Below are 22026 nucleotides of genomic sequence, written 5' to 3' on the forward strand. Positions count from 1 at the left end.
GTGTCAGTCCCCGATTTGTAGTTGACAAAAAAACAAGTATACAGGCTTTTATCCCAAAAGGGATTCAGTGAAACAAAGAAGTAAAGAGTGTGCTTAACAAACTAAAACACAGTGTTTTTAAAGCACAAGATTTCTCTCGCCCAAAGCTTTGTTTTAACGCAACGTTAAAGTTTGTTCTTTAAATGCAAATAGCAAGTGTTTTAAATGCAAAAGGCTTGTTATTTGCACACAAGAATAAAATAACGGAGAAATGGCGTTAACAATGTTAATTGAGGGTAAGTATTCTCACATAAAATTATACCAGTTTCTTTTTCTTCCTGTAGTTTTCACGAAACTCTTTGGGTGAACATTCTTTCTTCTTCTTGAAAATCCGATTGAAATTAGAAAGATTATTAAACCCGCATTCATAACAGATTTCAGCAATAGACATAGTAGAATCAACCAGCAGGCGGGCAGCAAACCCCAAACGAATATCAATGATATAGTCCGAAAGATTCTTACCGGTACGCAATTTAAAGAAGCGACTGAAAGATACCGGAGTCATTCCTACCATATCGGCCAGCTGATTCAGGCGGATCTCTTCCTGATAATGGGCATTAATATATTCCTGCACCTTCTGTACGCGACGACTATCCGAATGAATGCCGATTTTAGCAAAAGAAGAACTTGACAACGTACGAGCTTCTTCGTTGAAAAGTGACAGTTCGTAAAGGATAGTCAGGAATTTGATAACAGCATAAAACCCCTGTTTCTCGGATGCCAGGGTATCGAGCAGAGGATAGATTTTAAGGATGGCCGACATCGGAAAACAAAGACCTTTCTGAGCTTTCTCAAGCATATCACGAATGGAATCGAACTGATTCTTATTGATAAAGCTTTTAAAAAAGAGATCGGAGGAAAACTGGATCGTTATTTCACGGATCTCTTTTGAATGGCAATCGTGCTGCTCCCATACATGTTCCAGGTCTTTTCCAGTAATCAGAACCAAATCATAATCACTGATCACTTCTGCCGAATCGCCGACAATGCGACGTACTCCGGCGGCTTTCTCCGTAAAGTTCAGCTCAAACTCGGCATGGTTGTGAATGGGATAGGTAAACTCCGTTTTATACCGTTCGGCAATATAAAAACAATCCTTGTCAGACAACGGAGTGATCTCCCGGATAATGTTGCTTTGTAGTGCATTCATAGCTAATATAGTATTATTAGCTACAAATATAATACACTTTTTTAATTTCTTCTACTCCACTCCCTAAAATCTTCTCCCGTAGGATTCTGGAATACACGTAATCCGAATTCCGGAATAATGGCAAGCAGATGATCGAATACATCGGCCTGGATTCCTTCGTAAGGTACCCACTCTTTCACAGCAGAAAAAAAGTAAAGTTCGACCGGAATACCTTGTTCGGTGGGCTGAAGATAGCGTACCATGCAAGTGAGATTTTTATTCACGTCGGGAAGACTTCTCAGGTAGTTCGTCAAATAGGCGCGAAACACGCCAAGATTGGTCTGGCGTCGCCCATTGACCAAAATAGAGTTGTCTATGTGATGTTCTTTATTATACTCTTTCACCACCTTCTCGGTCTGCTCCACATAATCGGTCAACAATTGGATTTTCTTATATTTAGCCAGCATTTCGGGGGTACAGAATCTGACACTGTTCATATCGATATTGATAGAACGCTTCACACGCCGCCCACCGGACTCCTGCATACCCCGCCAATTCTGAAAAGAATCACTGACCAGCAGATAGGGAGGAATGGTAGTGATGGTATTGTCCCAATTGCGCACCTTCACTGTATTGAGCGTCACTTCAATCACCGTACCGTCGGCTCCGTATTTGGGCATAGCAATCCAGTCACCTACTTTCAACATATTATTTGCAGAAAGTTGGATGCCGGACACAAATCCCATGATACTGTCTTTAAACACCAACATCAGGATGGCAGCCGAAGCACCAAGCCCGGTGAGTAGCACCATCGGAGATTTATCTATCAATACACTGATAACAACAATTCCTCCAATGAAAAATAGTATCACTTGCGCTGTTTGCAACAAACCTTTCAATGGTCGATCACGAAACTGCTCTCGCTCACTGTATACATGATAAACAGCCGATAGAAATGCGCTGATAAAACGTAGAAAAACCGCAATGATATAAATCATGCAGATACGACGAATAAAATCGAGGGCACTTACATTTGGAATTGCCAAAGGAATCAACACATAAATAATAATGGGGGGGACAAGATGACTGAGATAAATCAGTACTTTACGGTCGAATACAATATCATCCCAGGTTGCCTTGGTCTTTTTCACTAATTTAGCAACCACTTTCAAAAGGATATGACGGCAAATAAGGTCAGCCAGAAAGGCAACACCGATAATCAGTATCAGTGTTATAATAGGACCTACTTCATTGCTGTTAAATCCCCAGGAAACGAATAGGTTATTTATCTTTTCGGTTATTTGTTCCATATAAAAACTCTTTAATATCTTCTTTCAACCATTGATAGAGGTATAAATCTTTGTATGCACTGTTTTTGCGGAGCATTACTTCCACATTCACCTGACTGTTCTGATAACAAGTCAGTTCGTTATGAAATTGTTCATTGTGTTCTGCCAACTTCTTGATTTCCTGTTCACGCTCGCGCCTTAAAGCCGTACAGACGGGAGTCAGCACTTTCATCACTACATTATCCATAATATGATGCCCTTGAACAAACAAATAAGTAGTATCAGGAAGTACTCCGAGCCTTTCAAGTTCGGCCGATAATCTGTCAATCTCTTCGAGCCCCTGCGGAAAGCGTGTAGACAATTCGGACAACTTAGCTGTAACCGAACGTCTCACCACTTCCAGAGAACGTTCCGGATGTCTCAGGCTAACATCGTGCAAGCGAACACAGCCATTAAACTCACTCATGGAAAACGTATAAGTATCATGGCGGCGATAAAACCAGACAGACCATAGGAAAAGCGGATAAACGATCCGGGAGTATCGCTTCATAAACTCGTTGAAATCAATGAGGTGACGGTCATTCAAAGTTGCCTGTACACAAACCTCATGCAAGCTGTCGGCGTAACAATGATAGTTCTCAATGGCATAGGCATAGGTTTGAAAAATATATTTGTTACGGTTAATCTTACGCGAGGTGGAGGTAGCTCCCTGCAACAGAAAGTCATAGTCACTATCTACGCAAGCAATCAGGCTTTTCCCGAGCTCAGCGGTATTGAGAGTATTCATCAACACCATCTTCTTGCCTTTGGCCAACGATGTTGCGGAAGGAAGCATCACTTGAAAATAATGTTCTTCGTCCTCAAACTCTTCAAGCAGGGTACGCCAGAAAGCTACATCATCATAACTCTCAACATAAGCAACGATTCGGCGGCGTGCCTTTTTAGAGTACAGCTTATGGGCTGCACTGAAGTAGGAAGAGGTCAGATTATCTTTAAGACTAATTGCCATAGGTCGTGTTTTGGTTAAATGCTATTTATAACTGGTTGCAATATCACTGACTTCGGTTACTGCATCGAGCCATCCCTCCATGATGACTGCAGGCGAATGAGTGGTAAGTATAATCTGTACATTCGGATTCAGTTCACGGATCATCGCAATCAATCTTTGCTGCCATTCGATGTGCAATGAAGCTTCGGGTTCGTCCATAAACAAAACGCAATGGGCATTGTCCTGTACAAGTACGGTAAGCAGGATCACCAACATCTGTTTCTCACCGGAAGAAAGCTTATAAGGAAACAGAAGTTCACCATCCTGATAAAAAGCAATATCATTGCGTTTACGGTCTATTTTTTTACGGGTATAGCTGAACAGTTCATCGACCATGTCTTGAAAACGGCGCTTGGCTACTGAAAGAGTAGCTGCTTTGCCGCGCTCTTCTTCGTTATTACTACTCAGCAGATCGATCATCTTATTGCCGATATTGACCTGGTAGTCAAGGTAGCGGCGCTGTAACAGGTAAAGTTGCCAGTCGAGCTCGGATTTCACATTCTTATCTGCCATACGGGCTGTGAAGTCTCCCATAATAAGCGGACGATCGTAACTGCGGATCACGTCATACGGAATGTAAGTAGCTTCCGGATTATCAAAAAAGACACGTACCCCGTTTTTTTCATCGCTCTTTACTTCGCCTGATAACTGTTCAAGATAACCGACCGATCGATTCAGGATAGTAGTTTTTCCTACTCCATTGATACCGGATAGTATATTGACATCCGGACGAAGGTCCCAGACTATGTTGAACCGGTCCCATAATCCGTTTATTTCAATTCGTTTGATATAATTGGCTGATAGTTCCATAAATGGTTGCATTTAAATTAAACAAATATAGAAAATTCAAACGATAAATTAGTTACTTTTGCATCAGTTTTCAATAAAGGTAACATTCGGTATGGAGATTGATAAGAATCTGAAAGGACATGCACTGGCATTTACGGCCAACGTGATGTGGGGATTAATGTCCCCTATCGGCAAATCGGCATTGACAGAGTTCTCGGCACTTTCGGTAACCACCTTTCGCATGGTAGGGGCGGCAGCAGCTTTCTGGATACTTTCCGCTTTCTGTAAACAAGAGCAGGTAGGGCACCGTGACATGCTGAAAATTTTCTTCGCTTCTCTGTTCGCCCTTGTTTTCAATCAGGGAATATTTATATTCGGCCTGTCTCTCACTTCTCCGATAGACGCATCTATCGTAACAACGACTTCACCTATCATCACCATGATTGTGGCAGCTATCTATCTGAAAGAACCGGTTACAAACAAAAAGGTATTGGGAATTTTCATTGGAGCAATGGGAGCATTGATCTTGATTTTAAGCAGTCAGGCGACAAGTGCAGGAGGAGGAAGCATCTGGGGAGACTTACTTTGTATGATTGCCCAACTCAGCTTCTCTATCTACCTGACCGTATTCAAAGGATTATCCCAACGCTATTCGGCCATCACAATTAATAAGTGGATGTTTATTTATGCATCTATATGCTATATCCCTTTTTCTTATCAGGATATAGCGGGCATCGAGTGGAACAGTATTTCGACCGCTGCCATTTATCAGGTACTTTATGTGGTACTATGCGGAAGCTTCATTGCTTACATCTGCATCATGACTGCACAAAAACTGATGCGCCCTACAGTAGTAAGTATGTATAACTATGTGCAACCCATTGTTGCTTCCATAGCGGCGATCTTAATGGGAATCGGAAGCTTCGGCTGGGAAAAAGGAGTTGCGATTGCATTGGTATTTCTTGGAGTCTACTTTGTGACTCAAAGTAAATCGAAGGCAGATTTGGAAGGTGTGTCATAACTCACCACAGATTACACAGATTTACACAAAATGATTTTAATCTACTGACAACCAATAATAATTATCTGTGTAATCTGTGGTGAATACGAATTTTGACACCTCTTCATCGTTATTTCAGATCTTCGAAATAAGTATCGAGTAAGCTCTTGGCAGCAACAAAAGAGGTGAGATTTCCCTTGAGCACCTGTTGCTCCTTTTCTTGCAACATCGATTCAATCTTGGCATTGTGATAAAAGCTGTCACGTAACTGTTCATTGATGCTCTCATACATCCAGTATTTGCTTTGTTCGTTACGACGATATTCAAAATAGCCATTACCTTTCACAAAATCGATGTACTCGTACACCATATCCCATATTTCCTTTACTCCAAGATTATAGAATCCCGAATAAGTAAGTACACGCGGTGTCCATCCGGAATCCGGAGCCGGGAAAAGATGTAAAGCATTACGGAATTGCGCAGCCGCCAACTTGGCTTTGTCAATGTTATTGCCATCAGCTTTATTTATCACAATACCGTCAGCCATCTCCATAATCCCTCTTTTGATACCCTGTAGTTCATCTCCCGTACCGGCCAACTGAATCAACAGAAAAAAATCGACCATTGAATGAACTGCGGTCTCACTTTGTCCCACTCCTACAGTCTCCACAAAGATCTTATCGAACCCTGCAGCTTCACATAGAATAATCGTTTCACGAGTCTTACGGGCCACTCCTCCCAACGAACCGGCAGAGGGACTGGGGCGTATAAATGATTTAGGATGTACAGAAAGCTGCTCCATACGGGTTTTATCACCCAAAATACTTCCTTTGCTGCGTTCACTACTCGGATCAATAGCTAAAACAGCTAACTTACCTCCTTTTTCAAGAACGTGTAATCCAAAGACATCAATCGAAGTACTTTTACCGGCTCCCGGCACACCACTGATGCCTACACGAATCGAATTACCGGAATAAGGCAGACATCTTTCAATGACCTCCTGTGCGGTAGCCTGATGTTCGGGACGCACACTTTCCACTAAAGTTACAGCCTGGCTCAGAATCGTCACATCCCCTTTGACAATGCCCTCCACAAACTCATTAACCGACAACTGGCGTTTTTTTACTTTTCGCTTCAGATAGGGATTTACAGATGACGGTTGTTCAATGCCTGCATTCACAACCAAACCTTTATATGCTTCGTTATTTTCAGGATGTTCCATGGCAGATATTAATTATGTGATTCGTTACTCGTAGCTTTTACATCGATCTCCACTTTCGGCTGTACCGGATCATTGGTGATCATCAGAATTCGCAAGTGTCTCTTCTTCTTTCCAAGGTTCTTTTTCAAGACAGTCACTCTCAGGCGGGTACTTTCGCCCGGCTGCAGTATAGTTTTCTTCAAAGCAACACCTACCGCAGGATTGAATACTTGCAGTTTACTGATCTGCAAAGGAGACTTACCTGTGTTAGTGATAACAATGTCATGTCGGGCTTTGTTTTTCTTAACCAAAACCCGGCTTAAATCAATCTTGGATTCGGACAGACGAATAGCAGGAGCTAAAGCTTTATCTTGCTCGGTCATTCCTGAAAAGTCAGGAAGAAGTATTGCTGACACGGGGATTTCATTTTCCTCACTCACTTTATCACCGGCAAAGCGAGCCAGATAAACAGAAGACTGAGTCAAACCTAAATCCATCAGTTGTTTGGTATCAAGTGTCAGGGTAATGGTTCCTTTCTTACCTTTCAAAAGGACGGTAGGATTAGTTTCCATTTTCAGATAAGGCGGAAGATGCATCAATACAGGTTCGTATGGACGATCGGAAAGATTGACTACCCCCAATGTAATGACCGGTTTCTCTCCGCTGTGTACATCAGGAAAATCTATATCTGTACGGTCAATCCGGATTTGTCCGATTGCATAGGGATGGGTTTTAGTAAAATCCTTGATCTCCTGAACCACCTCTCCATCGAAGTTCAGATAAACCAAACCAGGCTGCGCATTGCTGTAAATGCCGATCGATTTATTGAAATGCCCCAACGCTTTTGCATCAAACGTAGCACTAACCGTTCCTTTTTCTCCGGGAGCAATCGGAGTTTTCGTCCAGTTAGCAACCGAACAGGCACAAGAGGTAGTAACATTAGTCAGTACCAAAGGTTTATCACCAGTATTGGTAATAGTATACTCTACAGAAACCGGACGCTTCCATTCAATCTGTCCGAAATGATGGGTCTCCTTATTAGAAGAGATACGAGGTTGAGCTACAGCCGATAAAGTAATAGTAAGTAAAGTAAATATGAAGAGTAAACTACGTTTCATTCGTTCCTATTTTATTATTGTTAGTTGTTTAAAGTACAAAAATAGGAGTTTTCGTCGAGAATCTGCCACTGATTACATATTTTTAAGCACAGGACATAGTGACGTTCTTTTTAGTATACGCTCTTAAAACAACTATCTACTACTATCCATTATAATAGATATCATTTTCTCGTATTGTTGCCATGACTGCTTATTACGCAAAGGATTTCCCAACCATATTACTTTATTTGACTGGTCTATAACGAAATCTTGATACAAAGGGCTATCAAATATTCCATTTTCTTTCTTAAAACATCCCAATGAATCGAAAAAGACCGGATAACTAACATGCATCTGCCGGAACACTTCATTAACAACAAAAGTATCTTTTTCGTGTACAACCATAAGAATTCCTGTATGTGCGTCCAGTAACTGACGCTTATTGGTTTTCATATACTGCATCTTACCTAAAGCACAAGGTGTACAATTTCCGGAATCAACATAAGATATCAATAAAAACCGGTCTTTAAAAACCTTATTACCAATCACTTTGAAGCTTTTATCGGGAAAAACAATTTCTTTCCCGATAAAAGCTTCAAAGTCCGTATGCACGTTTTTCTTTTTACCACAGGATAGTAAACCAATGACGCAAAGAACTAAACTTAAAATACCGAGCTTTCCCATCAACGACTTCGTTTACCAAGCCAAGAAACGTCATAAGCCCAAATCGTATCTTCTTTGTCCTGAGCGTACAAGATATCATTTTGAGGATTTAAAGTGATCCAAGAGGCCGCCTTATCCAACTGTATCTTATATACAGGCCGCCCTTCCCAATCGAAGACATGGACAGTCTTTGATTTAAAAGGATACTTACCTCCCATTTCTGCCTGATCAATATAAAGGGCAAATATATATCGTGAATTCACAGCCGCACTTGTATAGTAATAGCGTATGCACTCAAGATTTTGTTCTATATCACTGAAGTCAAGCGTATCATCCATCCTGTACCCGACTTGTTTTCCTGACTTCACATCTAATATGGTTATCTGGGCAACCCGCTGCATGGCAATGGCCACTTTAGTCTGATCCGGATGTATATAACTATGATTAGCGTAAAACATGCCACTCAGAACATCATATTTATCATCCTTCAAAATAACCGGTCGGTTGAACAACTTATATTCCTTCACTTTATTCTCTAAAGAATCTTTATACAAATAAAATTTGCGCGGAATATACTCTTTACCTTTGGAATACTGTTCTTCACACTGATTTTGCCCTAATATATATCCATCTTTCAAAAAGAACAGGGTAGTAGCAGGATAAACAAAATATTTATTCCAATCCATGGGAATAATGGTATCGCAAACAGTGACTCCTGTTTCTATAGACTTTGTAATATTCAGCAACCTAGCTGATTTAGTATTATCTCTGACCCATAACTTCAATTCGCCGTTCTCCCTTACAAACTGCTGAGAGTTTTTAAAAGATAAATAGTCATTTGGCCCTTGCCCTTTGGGACATAAAGAAGCGATATGTTTGCCACTATTCACACAAAATACATACATCCAGCAATCACTATATTTATGCGAAGTAAAAAACAATAATGAGTCATACGCTAATACTGAACCATCATAAATATCTTCAAGCTCTACTTTTACCGGAGACAACAAAGTATCGTTATCAAACGATTTGATAACTGTTATATCACCATTAAAGTAAAGATCCGTCTCTTCTTTACAAGCAAAAAAAACAAATCCGACCATGAAAAGGATTAAAATAAACCTATTCTTCCATTTATTTTTTAAAACCATCATTCTAACATTTATTAGTTAACTATCTCGTACAATAAAGAAAACTATATATCCAATCTTTGTGGCCTTCGGTAGTACCAGATGGACAACGGTAAATAACACTTTCGGTAGTTCCTGAATTACACACCAAATAATATTCTCCCGTAGTATCATCTTTTGTAAATTCACTGGAGCTTACACACTTTTTTATCGTAGCTGATGGATTATCCTCATTCCCTATACCATCGCCTTCAGCATTGGCAAGAGATTCAACATTCGCCAATGCAATATCTTTGGCGTTCTTTTTATTATCTACGGATTTAAGAAACACAACTCCTGCTAAAGCGGAGAAACAGAGCACTGTTAGAATAGTAAATAAGATTTTTGTTTTCATAAATAATAAATTAAAAGTTTAACAATCACATTCTGCAAAGATAAGTTTTCTTTGTAACAAAAACCATTTTAATGAAAAATATTACAATGTAATTCAAATATTATAAACTAAAAACAAAAAAAAGAAATGCAGATACTTACATAATCCAAGCATCTGCATTTTAAAAATATAGAGTTCTATTTACTGAGAAACTTCGTAACGGGCAGAAGCTGAGTGGGCTGCATATTCGGGTGCATAGGCACTCTGAATAGTAGCAATTCCTGTTTCGTAACTTCCTGCACGATCGACACGGTAACTATACTCTAAAACATAAGTTCCTTTATTTAAGGTATCGAAAAAGAAATCAGTTGAAGCATCTTTTACTGCTACATAACAACCGACATCACCAACATTGCGATATCCGGACAGGACTTCAATCGGTTCGAGACAGGCAGCACGCTGGTCTTTCAACTGTATAAAATCCATCGTACGATCAAGACGGACAGTCAGACGGACTACCACTTTATCACCAACCTTTAACTGAGTCTTACCAATAATCGGTTGCAACTGACGATTGTTATGAGCAATCGTTTCCACATATAATTTCTTATCTACATCCAGACCGCTCCCTTGGCGAACTACTTTATCAAGACTCTCTTCGAACTGTGCATATACTGCTCCCCAGGCAATACCCGGATCTCGTTTTTCAACAATAATCTCAGCGGCATCTACGGTCTTTCTGTCCGTAAAAGTCCTCCGAACATAGCCCAATCCCGGAACAATCGTTTTGGCAGGACTTACCGTTTCCAACACTTCATTGCCAAGAACAATACGGACATCTCCTTGATTATCCAGTAAATTAGTTCCATTGTAAAGCAGAGCATAAACAGCATCTGCAGTAGCTACCGGAGAATCCCATTGCTGGGTCTGTTTCTGCTTTAAAAGCCACATTTTCATTTCTTCAACAACCTGTGCATCCTCTCCCACTCGTTCAAAAGCTTCCATTACATCCACATGGGCAGGTACTTTCAGGTTATTCCAAGTATATGGACTGTCGGCTGTATCAAAAAACATACCCTGGTCATCTGTCCGAGTGAGATATTCTTTAAGGGATGCCATAAACTCCTGAGCCTCTTTCACCTTGCCTACTTTCTGCAAGATAATGGCCGACCAAGCTTTTTCGGTTACAGACTGCTGAGACAATGACGGAGCAACTCTTGAAAGGAAATAGGTATATGCTTCTTTCATGGATACCGGCACTTTTTCGTCAGAAATAGCAACCAGATAGAGATACTTTAATGCACTTCGTGAAATTCCTTGTGATTTACTGCCGTTTTTTTCGGCTTCACGAATAGAACGATATTCCTGTAAGGCCTCTTTATGAAGATAGTTGAAAGCCGACCGTTGCATATTCAAGGCTGCGCCTTCCAGTGGTTTTCCTGTAAGCAGGGCTATACGTGCATTCTGCTCCACAATAAAATCGGTAACAAAAAGACTACCGTCCATTCCTTTATACCAACTCCACGAACCATCAGGTAATTGGAGTTCCTGTAGTTTCAGTAAGGCTGCTGCATTATTATTACGGATATTATTCAAATCGAATAGAGTGGCAATGCGTTCTTTTTGTTCGCTTTCCGAGGTAGCTTCCATCACCCAGGGAGATTCGGAAAGAAGGATATTCTTCACTTCCTGATTCTTTTCCAAATTACTCAGGAAAGTTTCTTTGGTGCCTCCCCCGAGTTTCCAACTGTCAAAAATAGCTCGAATACGTGGTTGGGCATTCATTATGTAAGAGGCCATTGTGTTGGCATACCAGGAAGTAGCCCATGAAATGGCATCATCATTTCTGGGTTGCGACAACGCTGGCAATGCTTGTACGGCATACCAAGCCGGATTGGCAGTAAACTCAACGGTTAAACGCCGGTTGGTTGCAGTCTTGCTATGATGATTGAAAAGGTCTGCTAAAGAGAAAGTACGCGTTTGTTCACCACGGACAGGCATAGGCAAGGTCTCTGTCAGATTCTCTTTATTGCTGAGAACCGGAAGCAGGTGTTGTTCACCATCGCTGAAATTGCCTCCTTCGGCTATCATCCGGCATCCCAGAACTTCATATTTATCAGTAACCGTAAACAGGAAATCCACCCCGACAGTCTGTCCGGGCCCGGCATTAAATTTCTTTTGCTGGGTAGATATCACCTGATCCGTCATAGGATTGAAAAGCACAAGTTTCACTGTACCCGACATGCTTTTACCTGTGAGATTGCTGACAGAAGCAGCGATGGAAGTATGGTCTCCCACTCGGACAAACCGCGGCAGATTTGGGGTAAGCATAAACTCTTTACTGGTAACAGCAGTAGCATTTATCTGACCCGTCATCATATTCTGTGTGTGGGCATAACCACGGAAATTCCAGGTCGTAAGGCTTTGCGGCATACGGAAAGAGAAGCTGACCTCACCCTGAGCATTGGTATGAAGTTGCGGATAGAAAAAAGCTGTTTCAGCAAAGTTGGTACGTAACTCTATATCTGCAGCCCCATTCACAGCCGGATGGTCTGCCTGATTTACAGCCCCCGCATCTTGTGAAACAGAAATCAACTCGGATTCAAAAAGGACATCGTCTGCGACCTCGCTTTTCATTTGTTGTTTCATAGCTCCCATTCCACGCATACGAGCATAGCGGGTAACCGGAGCGGCGTCATTGGTTATCGACAACACCTCGGCAACAGCATATCCGACAGGAGGTAATACAAAATGATCGTAACTGAACGAAGGTACTTTCAAACTACGCTGACGGAAACCAAAATAGAAATGGTTCGAATCTGCATAGTCCCTCCTCCAATGGGAAACAGGAACGGAAAGATGATAATATAGCTGCAGAGACTGGTCAGCTTTCCAGATTTTATCCAGTGAAGCATCGTACATGGTAGCCAACATCTCGGCCAAAACCGGTGATCCTTGTGGATTCCGAATCGTCAGCTTCCATTCCTCTTCCTGTCCGGGACGTAATTTGTCACGGAATACATCCCAGCGTATATTCAAAGTATAATCGGGCAAACGCTTTGTCAGACTTACTTCCTGTTCGTAAACTATTCCTTTACGAACAAATGCAAAAGTAATGCCCAAACCATTTCCATAAGCTTCCCGATAAGGATACTCAAAACGGACAAGCGAATCGGACAAATGAAGAAGTTTGCTCTCCAGATGCTTGTTACCACTGAATACATCCATAAGTACATAAGCATCCTTTTCGGAAGTTCCAAAGTAGAACAGTGCAGGATGTTCTGCATCAAACCGGGTATTTACCTCATAATACCATAAAGGCATGGACACCGGTGGACGTTTATCATTCAAAGCGAAAAGGATCACAACCTTTTCCGTTTCTGATTTACGTCCCTGGGTATCTGTCACAGAAGCCACAAGTTTATAAGCACCGGAAGGTAGTGTTTTCCAGTCGGACAATAACGTCTCTTCATTGGATCTGAACGAACCTGAAAGGATTGCCTGAGCAGAAACTTTCTGATCTTTCACAGCTTTGGATTCCTCATAATCTGAAATAGAGAACAATTGATAACTGCCTTCGACGGCAACCGGTTTACGTTCCAGATTATTTACCTGAAAAGTAGCTTTTATGGAATCGTCTTTACAGATAAGTCCGTTTATATCGGCAAATAGCAGCAAGGAAGTCTTTCCGGCCCGCAGGCTGATTTCCGAAGTCTGCGTTTCGCCCGCAACATTCGTGACCGAAACCTGTACTTTATAGTCATAATAGGAAGAAGTGTCATCACCATCGTCAAGGTCGGAGCCTGAAGTATCGGGTTTTAGGTCAACAGGGAGCTCAAAATTTCCATCTGCCCCCAGACGCACGGTGTCAGAAGCCAATATGACGGGGTTCACTCCCCACATCCGCCAAGAACAAAGGGAGCGGGTTATGGTATAAGTAACCGGAATATCCTGTAAAGGCACACCGCTGAAAGTCTTCACATTCCCTTTCAATTCGACACGGTCTCCTAAACGATAACTTTCAGTCACCGGCTCAAATGTAATGTCAAATGTAGGACGTTTATAATCTTCAACCTGAATGGTACGGAAACCATTTTGGGTATTCAGGCTGAAAGTGCCGTTCAAACAAACGGATGGTAATACGAATTCAGCGGTAAAAGAGCCGAAATCACTGGTACGCAACTTCTTTGTACCCACTTCCTGCCCATTGGCATCTGTAAGTGTCAGTGTATATTCTCGCCCGGCAAGCACATGGGCAGAATCCGGATACTGTTCATAAGCAATCCCTTTCACATAGACAGTCTGTCCCGGGCGGTAAAGAGAACGATCGGTAAGCAAAGTTACGGCAGAAACCGGCTTTGTATCATCTGTAAAGTTATAATTCCCACCCCATAAATAGATTTGAGGCATAGCCGTATCGGCTCCTTTGGCAGCCGTCAGGTATCTGTACTCTCCTGATGAAGCAAACTGTGCTTTCCCCTCAGCATTAGTGGTAGCGGTCAGAAGCTGTTTGTTCTGTCGGTCGAAGACTGAAAGTAGAACCCCCTCTATAGGCTTCCCACTCATATCATCGAGTACAGCTACCTCACTTAGCTTGGAAGGCAAAGAGCGGGTCAGCACTTTGAAGCGAGTGGAAGACAGAAACTTCGCAGAATTAGAACGAACCTCAGCATCCGGAACAATACGGAGGGCATAGAGGCCTGTTTCAGGAGCTTTCATATGAAATATAGAGTCTTGCATTTTATAGTCACCAGATGGGAAAAGGACATAATGCACCGACGAAAGCAAGCGCCCATGTTTCTTTAAGAATGTTTCATCAGGTACTTCCACTGCATTGGGGCGAGCCGGCAAATTGATCGCATACAACTGAACAGCGAAACTCTTCAGATTCTTAAAACTGACTTTCAAGTCGAATTCCTCACCGGGATAAACCGCTGACGGGGTCTGCACTGTAAAATCCGGGCTCAGGATATCCTGCTTCAGCTCTTTCAAGGCATTAATACGGTGATAAGCCGGATAGCAGGAAATGGCCTCATCACACAATTGCAATCCAGAAGCAGGTACGCCGGCGTTCACTGCCTCCTGGGCCTTAAGTAAATAAACCTCGGCACAAATGTCACGTGACTGGTTCTCGGCAATCAGTTTATTCAATGCTGCCAGATAAGGATCTTGCGTCAGCCCGATTCTACCTTCGGGAGCATGATAAGGACGAAAACCGGGATCGGTGCGCCTTTTCCACTGCAGATAATCCAAGTTAGTAAGCAACAGAGCGTCCGGATTATCGGTCCGGCGATATGAATCCATCATGTGTCGATAAATCCCTTCGATACGTGCATTTATCAGAGAATCACTGCCCAACCCGGATAAACTCTCTAATGAAGCAATGGCACGGGAAGCTAAAAGATGATACATATCATGATGATAATAATCACTTGTTACCCCCAGCTCGACAAAAGGAATGTAACTTCGGGATGAAGTATCGAGCAGTAACAGGGAATCCTGAAACGTTACGGCTGTTTCTGACATCACTTTCGTTACAAACTGATTTTTACTCCACTCCCGAATATCATTTGAGGGAGTCACTTCCTCCAAATCTGTACGGCGGTTTAGTTTCCAACGATTTTGAGAAGCATAATCGGCATACATACTGCCGATAAGCGAATGCAGAACCGCACGGTCCAGTGGCTTATCTGTAGTTTTCACCCACTGCTCTAATCCGTTCAACGACACATAGAAACTATCCGGAGTGATCTCTTCCCTGAATCTCATCTGCCAGACATAGGCTTTCAGCATTTGAGGAGAGTTCTTCTCAATTTCAGCTTTCTTATAAATTTCACCGGTCAACCGGACGATAGTCTCGGGCAAGCTTTTCTGTTGGGCCTGCTCCACTTGCTTCCATAACTTATCGTATGATTGGGCATGTGTCCATGACATCATTCCCATAGAAAGTAACACGATAATACAAATCAGTCTAATCTTCATATCTTAAAAGTTTAAGTATCAATACATAATTAACAAAGTAACAAAATAAAGTTTAAAGATCTGTTCTTTTTCTTATAAAAAAAGAGAACAGATCGGGCATATTTCCATAACCAGCAAGAGTAAAATTAAGGTCTTTTAACGTAAAGTCAAATACTTGTAACTACTCAGATCTATTTTTACCACAATCAATAAAAACATTAAAATTCTGATTTTTCTTGAAGGATCACGAACTAAACAGCTGTATCCGTCCCTACTCTTAAAACCTTGTATCCAAATTTATTATAATGAATCTCCGTTTATTTATCCCGGTCCGCATACCCGATCCCGGGTGGCGGGGATGGGACAAAGAACGGAGCATTTCGGACTAAACAGCAAAGGAAAACAAAATGCTCTAAACAGACTATCCGGTTAATCAATACGCTTCTCAGTATTGTATATCAGCATCTTAACATTTGAAAGACGATGGAAGATACGGGTGGAAGATGGAAGATCGAAATGATTTTTTGTAGGAACCTTCTTGAAGTATATGCTGGCGATTGCCGCATGATTATTCAATGGAAAAAATCCGAGGTGAAACGAATTCTCGTCTTGGGCAATGCACCTCATGGGCCAATGGGTGAAGTAACTCCCCAATAAAAAAGTGGGGAACACTTTTATTTAGTGTATCCCCACTTCATCATTTCATTTCTGCCGGCTTCTCTTAAACATCTTTCCAGCAGATGCATTACTACTTTTTTCATTGCTTCAAATACTAATAATAATTACCTTAATTAATAAACACACATCGAAAACCTAAAGGGGAGAACGCTTAAAGCGTTACATATCCCCAGATGTTAGGATTGGCATTTGCCAAATTCTTTAATAAACTTCTTACAATCTTCATAATCTTTTTACCTAAAAAAACTGTTACCTAAAAACTATGTTATCCTAATTCTTATGTTTTACAGCACAAAAATAAGGCCTAAATAGATACGTTGTACTCAAAAAGGGAAGAAAAATATGTTTTAAAACATATTTCTTGATGTATATCAAGAAAATTGGTTTCTATTGGCAATCATATGACAAAACCGGACATAAATAAAGTCAGAAAGGCAGGTTGCCATTGACAATTCTGCATTTGGATGACAAGTCGTCATGAAACAGGAAAACAAAAAGAGAGCCTTAAAAAAGAAGAGAGGCAAACGCTTGTAACGCTTGCCCCTCATTCGTATATTCGCTGATGAACCTTTATTTAATCGGTGTCTGTTCTAACGTAGCAACCAGAAAATCATAGAATTTCTGCACAGTCGGAATCAAGGCTCTTTCATCAGGAGAGTGCGGTGAACGCAGTGTAGGACCAAATGAAATCATATCCAGTCCAGGAATAATAGCCCCAATGATACCGCATTCCAACCCGGCATGAATAACTTTCACTTCCGGCTCTGTACCAAACTGCTTTTTATAAGATTCTTTCATTGCATGCAGAATCGGAGAATCGATGTCGGGTTGCCATCCGGAATATCCTCCCGTCATCTCCACTTTCATACCCGCCATAGAAAAGCAACATTCAAGGCTGGTAGTCAGACATTCTTTCATGCTGTCGCTGGAACTACGTGCCAGAATCTTGAAAGAAGCTTTTCCACCACCAATATTAATGATTGCCAGATTTGAAGAGGTTTCTACTGTATCGGGAATTGTAGGAATCATTCGCATCACACCATTCTGACAAGCAAAAATAGCATCGATCAGATTATCCTGAATCTCTTCAGGTACTTCTCCTGCAGGCAGTTCTACCCGCTCGGCAGTGAAGCTGATAGGAGTTTCGATTGCTTTATACTCTTCATTGAAAATATCTTCGCAATACTTCACTAAACCCAATAGTTCTTCTTCATTTTCAGCGGGGATAGTTACTACTGCATGGGCTTCACGAGGAATGGCATTCCGCATATTTCCACCTTCCCAAGTTGCCAGGCGAGCTTCATAACTTGCTACAGCTTCACGCACAAAACGTACCAGTAATTTGTTGGCATTGGCACGTCCCTGATTGATTTCCAGTCCGGAATGACCGCCACGAAGACCTTTTAAACTTACCTTAATGGCAATATCACCATCTTCCGGAGCCACTTCCTTATACTCAAGAGATGCGGTAACGTCCATACCACCGGCACAGCCGATATAAAGTTCACCTTCGTCTTCAGAATCGAGATTAAGCAGTATTTCTCCATTCACAGTACCCGGTTTCAGACCAAAAGCACCAAACATACCTGTTTCTTCATCCTTTGTAATCAAAGCTTCCAACGGTCCGTGTTTCAGATTCTGATCTTCAAGAACAGCCATGATAGCAGCTACTCCCAAACCATTATCGGCTCCAAGTGTAGTACCTTTAGCTTTCACCCATTCACCATCTATATAAGTTTCAATCGGATCTTTCTCAAAATCGTGAACAGTATCATTGTTTTTCTGTGGTACCATATCCATATGTGCCTGAAGGATTACTCCTTTTCTATTTTCCATCCCCGGAGTGGCAGGTTTACGGATAATCACATTGCCGGCTTCATCTACAAAGGTTTCCAAGCCGAGACCTTTACCGAAATTTACCAGAAACCCGGTAATTTTTTCCATATGTCCCGACGGACGCGGAATCTGCGTCAAAGAATAGAAGTGCTTCCATACATTTTGTGGAGCTAAATCAAGAATTGTGCTCATAAATGAATTATTTATAGGTTTTAAATCAATTTCTAAAGGTCAAAGCTACTAAAAAGAATGGAAAAGAAAGAATTACCGGAAGAAATTCAAATAAAAAAAGTTCAAAAACCGGATTTACAGATTAAATATGTATAGCAATAACACACATATTGTTTTAAGTCAGCAAAGCGCATTTCCTGAAACACAATTGTTATCAGCAAATATTATTTTCGTCGGAGAAAGGAAATAGCCGTCAACCCGTAAATGCCTAATAAAACGACCAATAAGGTTTGAATGCCATGAACGATCAATGCAAATATTCCGGCATCTGTCGCATTTACCCCATAAAGCATCATCATGGTGATCACTGCAAAATGCCACGGACCGGCTCCATTCGGAGTAGGAACAATTACGGCAAATGTTCCTCCGACAAACATGACCAATGCAGCAAGAAGTCCCAGATGTGCCGTAAAAGCAAAACAATAGAAAGTGAAATAAAAATGGAGAAAATAGCTGAGCCAAATCAAAAAACTATAAAGCAGGAAAAGCGGAAGATTTTTCACATTCCGCAGTGACATAATGCCTTCACAAACATTCAGTACAACTCCTTTCACTTTTTCGAAAAAAGAAAGGGTACGAATCAAATAATAAAATAGCACAACAACTCCTATTCCACAAAACAGAATGATATAGAACCAAACAGACGTAAGTAAATGCATCAATGAAGGAATCTTCGTACCGGTTTGTTCAAGAAAGGTGACAAATACAGGCATTTGCAACAAAACCGTGATACCGGTAATCAAAAGAATAGTCAGTGTATCTACCAGACGTTCGGTTACCACAGTACCTAAAGATTTAGCAAAGGAAACATCATCGTATTTTGCAAGTATCCCACACCGGCTCACTTCCCCTACCCGCGGCACCACCAAACTGGCTGCATACGAAATGAAAATGGCATTGACGCAATCACTTCTTCGGGGAAACGCTCCCAAAGGTTCCAGCGTCTGACGCCAACGCCAACCACGAAACACTTGTGCCGATATGCCGAAAAGAAGTGAAAAAGCCATCCACCACCAGTTTGTGCCGTGTTGCAAAACCTCCGCGGCTTTTACAAAATCGAAGTCACGATAGACCCAATATAAGATAAAGCCTCCCAAAACCAATGGTAAGATAAGTTTCAGTGCCTTTTTTATTAGTTTCTTCATCCCTAATTCTTTATTCTTCATTTAAAAGAATTACCTTTGTCTGCTGCAAAAGTAGTTATTTAGTTGATAAATGAAATTAGTAAAGCCTAAAAAGTTTCTCGGGCAACACTTCCTGAAAGACCTGAAAGTGGCACAGGACATTGCCGATACAGTAGATACATTCCCCGAACTGCCGATTCTGGAAGTTGGGCCGGGAATGGGTGTGCTCACTCAGTTCCTTGTCAAAAAAGAACGGTTGGTAAAAGTGGTGGAGGTCGATTATGAATCAGTAGCCTATCTGCGAGAAGCCTATCCGTCACTGGAAGATAACATCATTGAGGATGACTTCCTGAAAATGAACCTGCAACGTTTATTTGACGGAAATCCGTTCGTATTAACCGGAAACTATCCTTATAATATATCCAGCCAGATATTTTTCAAAATGTTGGATAACAAAGACCTGATTCCTTGCTGTACAGGAATGATCCAAAAGGAAGTAGCCGAACGCATTGCGGCCGGGCCGGGCAGTAAAACATATGGCATTCTCAGCGTTCTGATACAAGCCTGGTATCGGGTAGAGTATCTTTTCACTGTAAGCGAACATGTGTTCAACCCACCTCCAAAAGTGAAGAGTGCAGTCATACGAATGACACGCAACGAGATACAAGACCTTGGTTGTGATCCGAAGCTATTCAAACAGGTAGTGAAAACTACTTTCAACCAGCGTCGAAAGACATTACGAAACTCCATCAAACCGATCTTGGGTAAAGATTGCCCGTTGACAGAAGACGCTCTATTCAACAAACGCCCTGAACAACTCTCGGTACAGGAGTTTATAGACCTGACAAACCGGGTGGAACAAGCGCTGAAGTCCCCGATAGAAGCAACTTCTCAAAAAGAAATTCCCAATGGGGAAGCCGGATTATCGGACTGAACAAACGTAGTATACTAAACGTGACTTCCTCGATTTACAGGAAGCAGGTAAGGATGTAATTATGAACGAAGAATACATTGACAACGTAAAAGAGCTTATCGGAGAAAAAGATGCCGATAAAGTAAAAGAGCTTCTTATCGATCTGCACCCTGCTGATATAGCGGAGTTGTGTAACGAATTGAATCCGGAAGAAGCCCGCTTCGTCTATCGATTACTTGATAATGAAACTGCCGCGGACGTACTTGTAGAAATGGACGAGGATGTTCGTAAAGAGTTTCTTGACATCCTGCCATCAGAAACCATTGCCAAACGTTTCGTTGACTATATGGATACGGACGATGCCGTAGATTTGATGCGCGAACTGGATGAAGACAAGCAGGAAGAGGTACTTTCGCACATTGAAGACATCGAACAGGCAGGAGACATTGTCGACCTGCTGAAATATGACGAAAATACCGCCGGTGGTTTGATGGGTACGGAAATGGTGACCGTCAACGAAAACTGGAGTATGCCCGAATGCCTGAAAGAAATGCGTCAACAGGCAGAAGAACTTGATGACATCTATTATGTATATGTGATAGACGATGACGAACGTCTTCGCGGAATATTTCCACTGAAAAAGATGATTACGTCACCCTCTGTATCCAAAGTTAAACATGTGATGCAGAAAGACCCTATCTCCGTACACGTAGACACACCTATCGATGAAGTGGCACAAATTATCGAAAAGTATGACTTGGTTGCTATCCCGGTTCTCGACAGCATCGGCCGGTTGGTAGGACAGATTACCGTCGACGACGTCATGGACGAGGTTCGTGAACAATCGGAGCGCGATTACCAATTGGCATCCGGTCTCTCGCAGGATGTAGAAACGGACGACAATGTACTTCGTCAGACTACAGCCCGCTTGCCCTGGCTATTAATCGGTATGATTGGCGGCATAGGTAACTCTATGATATTAGGTAATTTTGATTCTACTTTTGCCGCACATCCCGAAATGGCTCTTTACATACCGTTAATTGGCGGTACGGGTGGAAATGTGGGAACCCAGTCATCGGCACTTGTCGTACAAGGCTTGGCAAACAGTTCTCTCGATGCTAAAAACACGTTCAAACAAGTCAGCAAAGAAGCTGTAGTTGCATTGATTAATGCCACAATCATCTCTTTACTGGTATATACCTATAATTTCATTCGTTTCGGTGCAACGGCCACTGTTACTTATTCGGTATCCATCAGCCTGTTTTCAGTAGTGATGTTTGCCTCCATCTTCGGTACTCTGGTTCCAATGACACTGGAAAAGATGAAAATAGATCCTGCTATAGCTACAGGGCCGTTTATTGCCATTACAAATGACATCATTGGTATGATGATGTACATGGGAATTACGGTGTTATTATCGTAAAAAACAGCTATAATGAAAAAAAATAAAGGAAAATAGTATGAAGTAATCATTTTATTTCATTAATTTGTGACCTAATGGATTTAAGGACAAATCCTGTTTTCC

16 protein-coding genes are annotated in these 22026 nt (G+C 41.6%); 4 read left to right on the top strand and 12 right to left on the bottom strand.

The features are described 5' to 3' along the window. Positions 1-295: 295 nt before the first annotated feature. From JZY04_RS07160 to JZY04_RS07175, 4 genes are read right to left on the bottom strand one after another with little or no spacing between them, the layout of a single operon-like run. On the bottom strand, positions 296-1189 hold the full coding sequence (locus tag JZY04_RS07160) for an AraC family transcriptional regulator (RefSeq protein ID WP_005775503.1): 894 nt from the start codon (positions 1187-1189) through the stop codon (positions 296-298). Between the two features lie 41 nt (positions 1190-1230). Next, positions 1231-2478, bottom strand: a complete 1248-nt coding sequence (locus JZY04_RS07165) for a mechanosensitive ion channel family protein (protein WP_005775502.1) — start codon at positions 2476-2478, stop codon at positions 1231-1233. Next, the gene (locus JZY04_RS07170) at positions 2450-3466 is read right to left on the bottom strand and encodes a DUF4435 domain-containing protein (protein ID WP_005810390.1); all 1017 of its coding nucleotides are present in this window, start codon (positions 3464-3466) and stop codon (positions 2450-2452) included. Before JZY04_RS07170 ends, JZY04_RS07165 begins: the two co-directional genes overlap by 29 nt. Positions 3467-3487: 21 nt before the next feature. Then, on the bottom strand, positions 3488-4315 hold the full coding sequence (locus JZY04_RS07175) for an AAA family ATPase (RefSeq protein WP_005810392.1): 828 nt from the start codon (positions 4313-4315) through the stop codon (positions 3488-3490). A 91-nt stretch (positions 4316-4406) separates the two neighbouring features. Here JZY04_RS07175 and JZY04_RS07180 point away from each other — a divergent pair, with 91 nt between their 5' ends. Continuing rightward, the gene (locus JZY04_RS07180; protein ID WP_005775500.1) at positions 4407-5315 is read left to right on the top strand and encodes a DMT family transporter; all 909 of its coding nucleotides are present in this window, start codon (positions 4407-4409) and stop codon (positions 5313-5315) included. 109 nt (positions 5316-5424) lie between these two features. Here JZY04_RS07180 and meaB read toward each other — a convergent pair whose 3' ends face one another. The 6 genes from meaB to JZY04_RS07210 form a co-directional block, all read right to left on the bottom strand. Then, complete coding sequence (meaB, locus tag JZY04_RS07185) at positions 5425-6516, bottom strand: methylmalonyl Co-A mutase-associated GTPase MeaB (protein ID WP_005775499.1); 1092 nt, start codon at positions 6514-6516, stop codon at positions 5425-5427. 8 nt (positions 6517-6524) lie between these two features. Then, a complete protein-coding gene (locus JZY04_RS07190; RefSeq protein ID WP_022012231.1) occupies positions 6525-7613 on the bottom strand; it encodes a DUF1573 domain-containing protein in 1089 nt (362 codons plus the stop codon). Positions 7614-7745: 132 nt separating this feature from the next. After that, complete coding sequence (locus tag JZY04_RS07195) at positions 7746-8276, bottom strand: oxidoreductase (RefSeq protein ID WP_044300159.1); 531 nt, start codon at positions 8274-8276, stop codon at positions 7746-7748. Then, positions 8276-9409, bottom strand: coding sequence for a BF3164 family lipoprotein (locus tag JZY04_RS07200; RefSeq protein ID WP_122141588.1), 1134 nt, complete (start codon positions 9407-9409; stop codon positions 8276-8278). The genes JZY04_RS07195 and JZY04_RS07200 overlap by 1 nt, the downstream gene beginning before the upstream one ends. 19 nt (positions 9410-9428) lie before the next feature. Then, a complete protein-coding gene (locus JZY04_RS07205; RefSeq protein ID WP_044300161.1) occupies positions 9429-9779 on the bottom strand; it encodes an NVEALA domain-containing protein in 351 nt (116 codons plus the stop codon). A gap of 180 nt (positions 9780-9959) precedes the next feature. Next, entirely contained in the window at positions 9960-15740 is a 5781-nt protein-coding gene (locus tag JZY04_RS07210) for an alpha-2-macroglobulin family protein (RefSeq protein ID WP_122141587.1), read from the bottom strand. A 462-nt stretch (positions 15741-16202) separates the two neighbouring features. Here JZY04_RS07210 and JZY04_RS07215 point away from each other — a divergent pair, with 462 nt between their 5' ends. Then, on the top strand, positions 16203-16376 hold the full coding sequence (locus JZY04_RS07215) for a hypothetical protein (protein WP_220577423.1): 174 nt from the start codon (positions 16203-16205) through the stop codon (positions 16374-16376). 591 nt (positions 16377-16967) lie between these two features. Here the strand turns inward: JZY04_RS07215 and JZY04_RS07220 are convergent. Continuing rightward, on the bottom strand, positions 16968-18425 hold the full coding sequence (locus JZY04_RS07220) for an aminoacyl-histidine dipeptidase (protein WP_005810418.1): 1458 nt from the start codon (positions 18423-18425) through the stop codon (positions 16968-16970). Between the two features lie 203 nt (positions 18426-18628). After that, a complete protein-coding gene (locus JZY04_RS07225) occupies positions 18629-19630 on the bottom strand; it encodes a lysylphosphatidylglycerol synthase transmembrane domain-containing protein (RefSeq protein ID WP_122141586.1) in 1002 nt (333 codons plus the stop codon). Between the two features lie 49 nt (positions 19631-19679). On the opposite strand from JZY04_RS07225, the gene rsmA reads away from it, so the two are divergent. Together rsmA and mgtE are read left to right on the top strand one after the other, a co-directional pair. Next, entirely contained in the window at positions 19680-20522 is an 843-nt protein-coding gene (rsmA, locus tag JZY04_RS07230) for a 16S rRNA (adenine(1518)-N(6)/adenine(1519)-N(6))-dimethyltransferase RsmA (RefSeq protein ID WP_122141585.1), read from the top strand. Between the two features lie 61 nt (positions 20523-20583). Beyond that, positions 20584-21924, top strand: coding sequence for a magnesium transporter (gene mgtE, locus JZY04_RS07235; RefSeq protein ID WP_005775486.1), 1341 nt, complete (start codon positions 20584-20586; stop codon positions 21922-21924). Positions 21925-22026 lie beyond the last annotated feature (102 nt).

The sequence above is a fragment of the Bacteroides sp. 11BF genome (assembly GCF_019633765.1).
GTDB classification, from domain to species: domain Bacteria; phylum Bacteroidota; class Bacteroidia; order Bacteroidales; family Bacteroidaceae; genus Bacteroides; species Bacteroides hominis.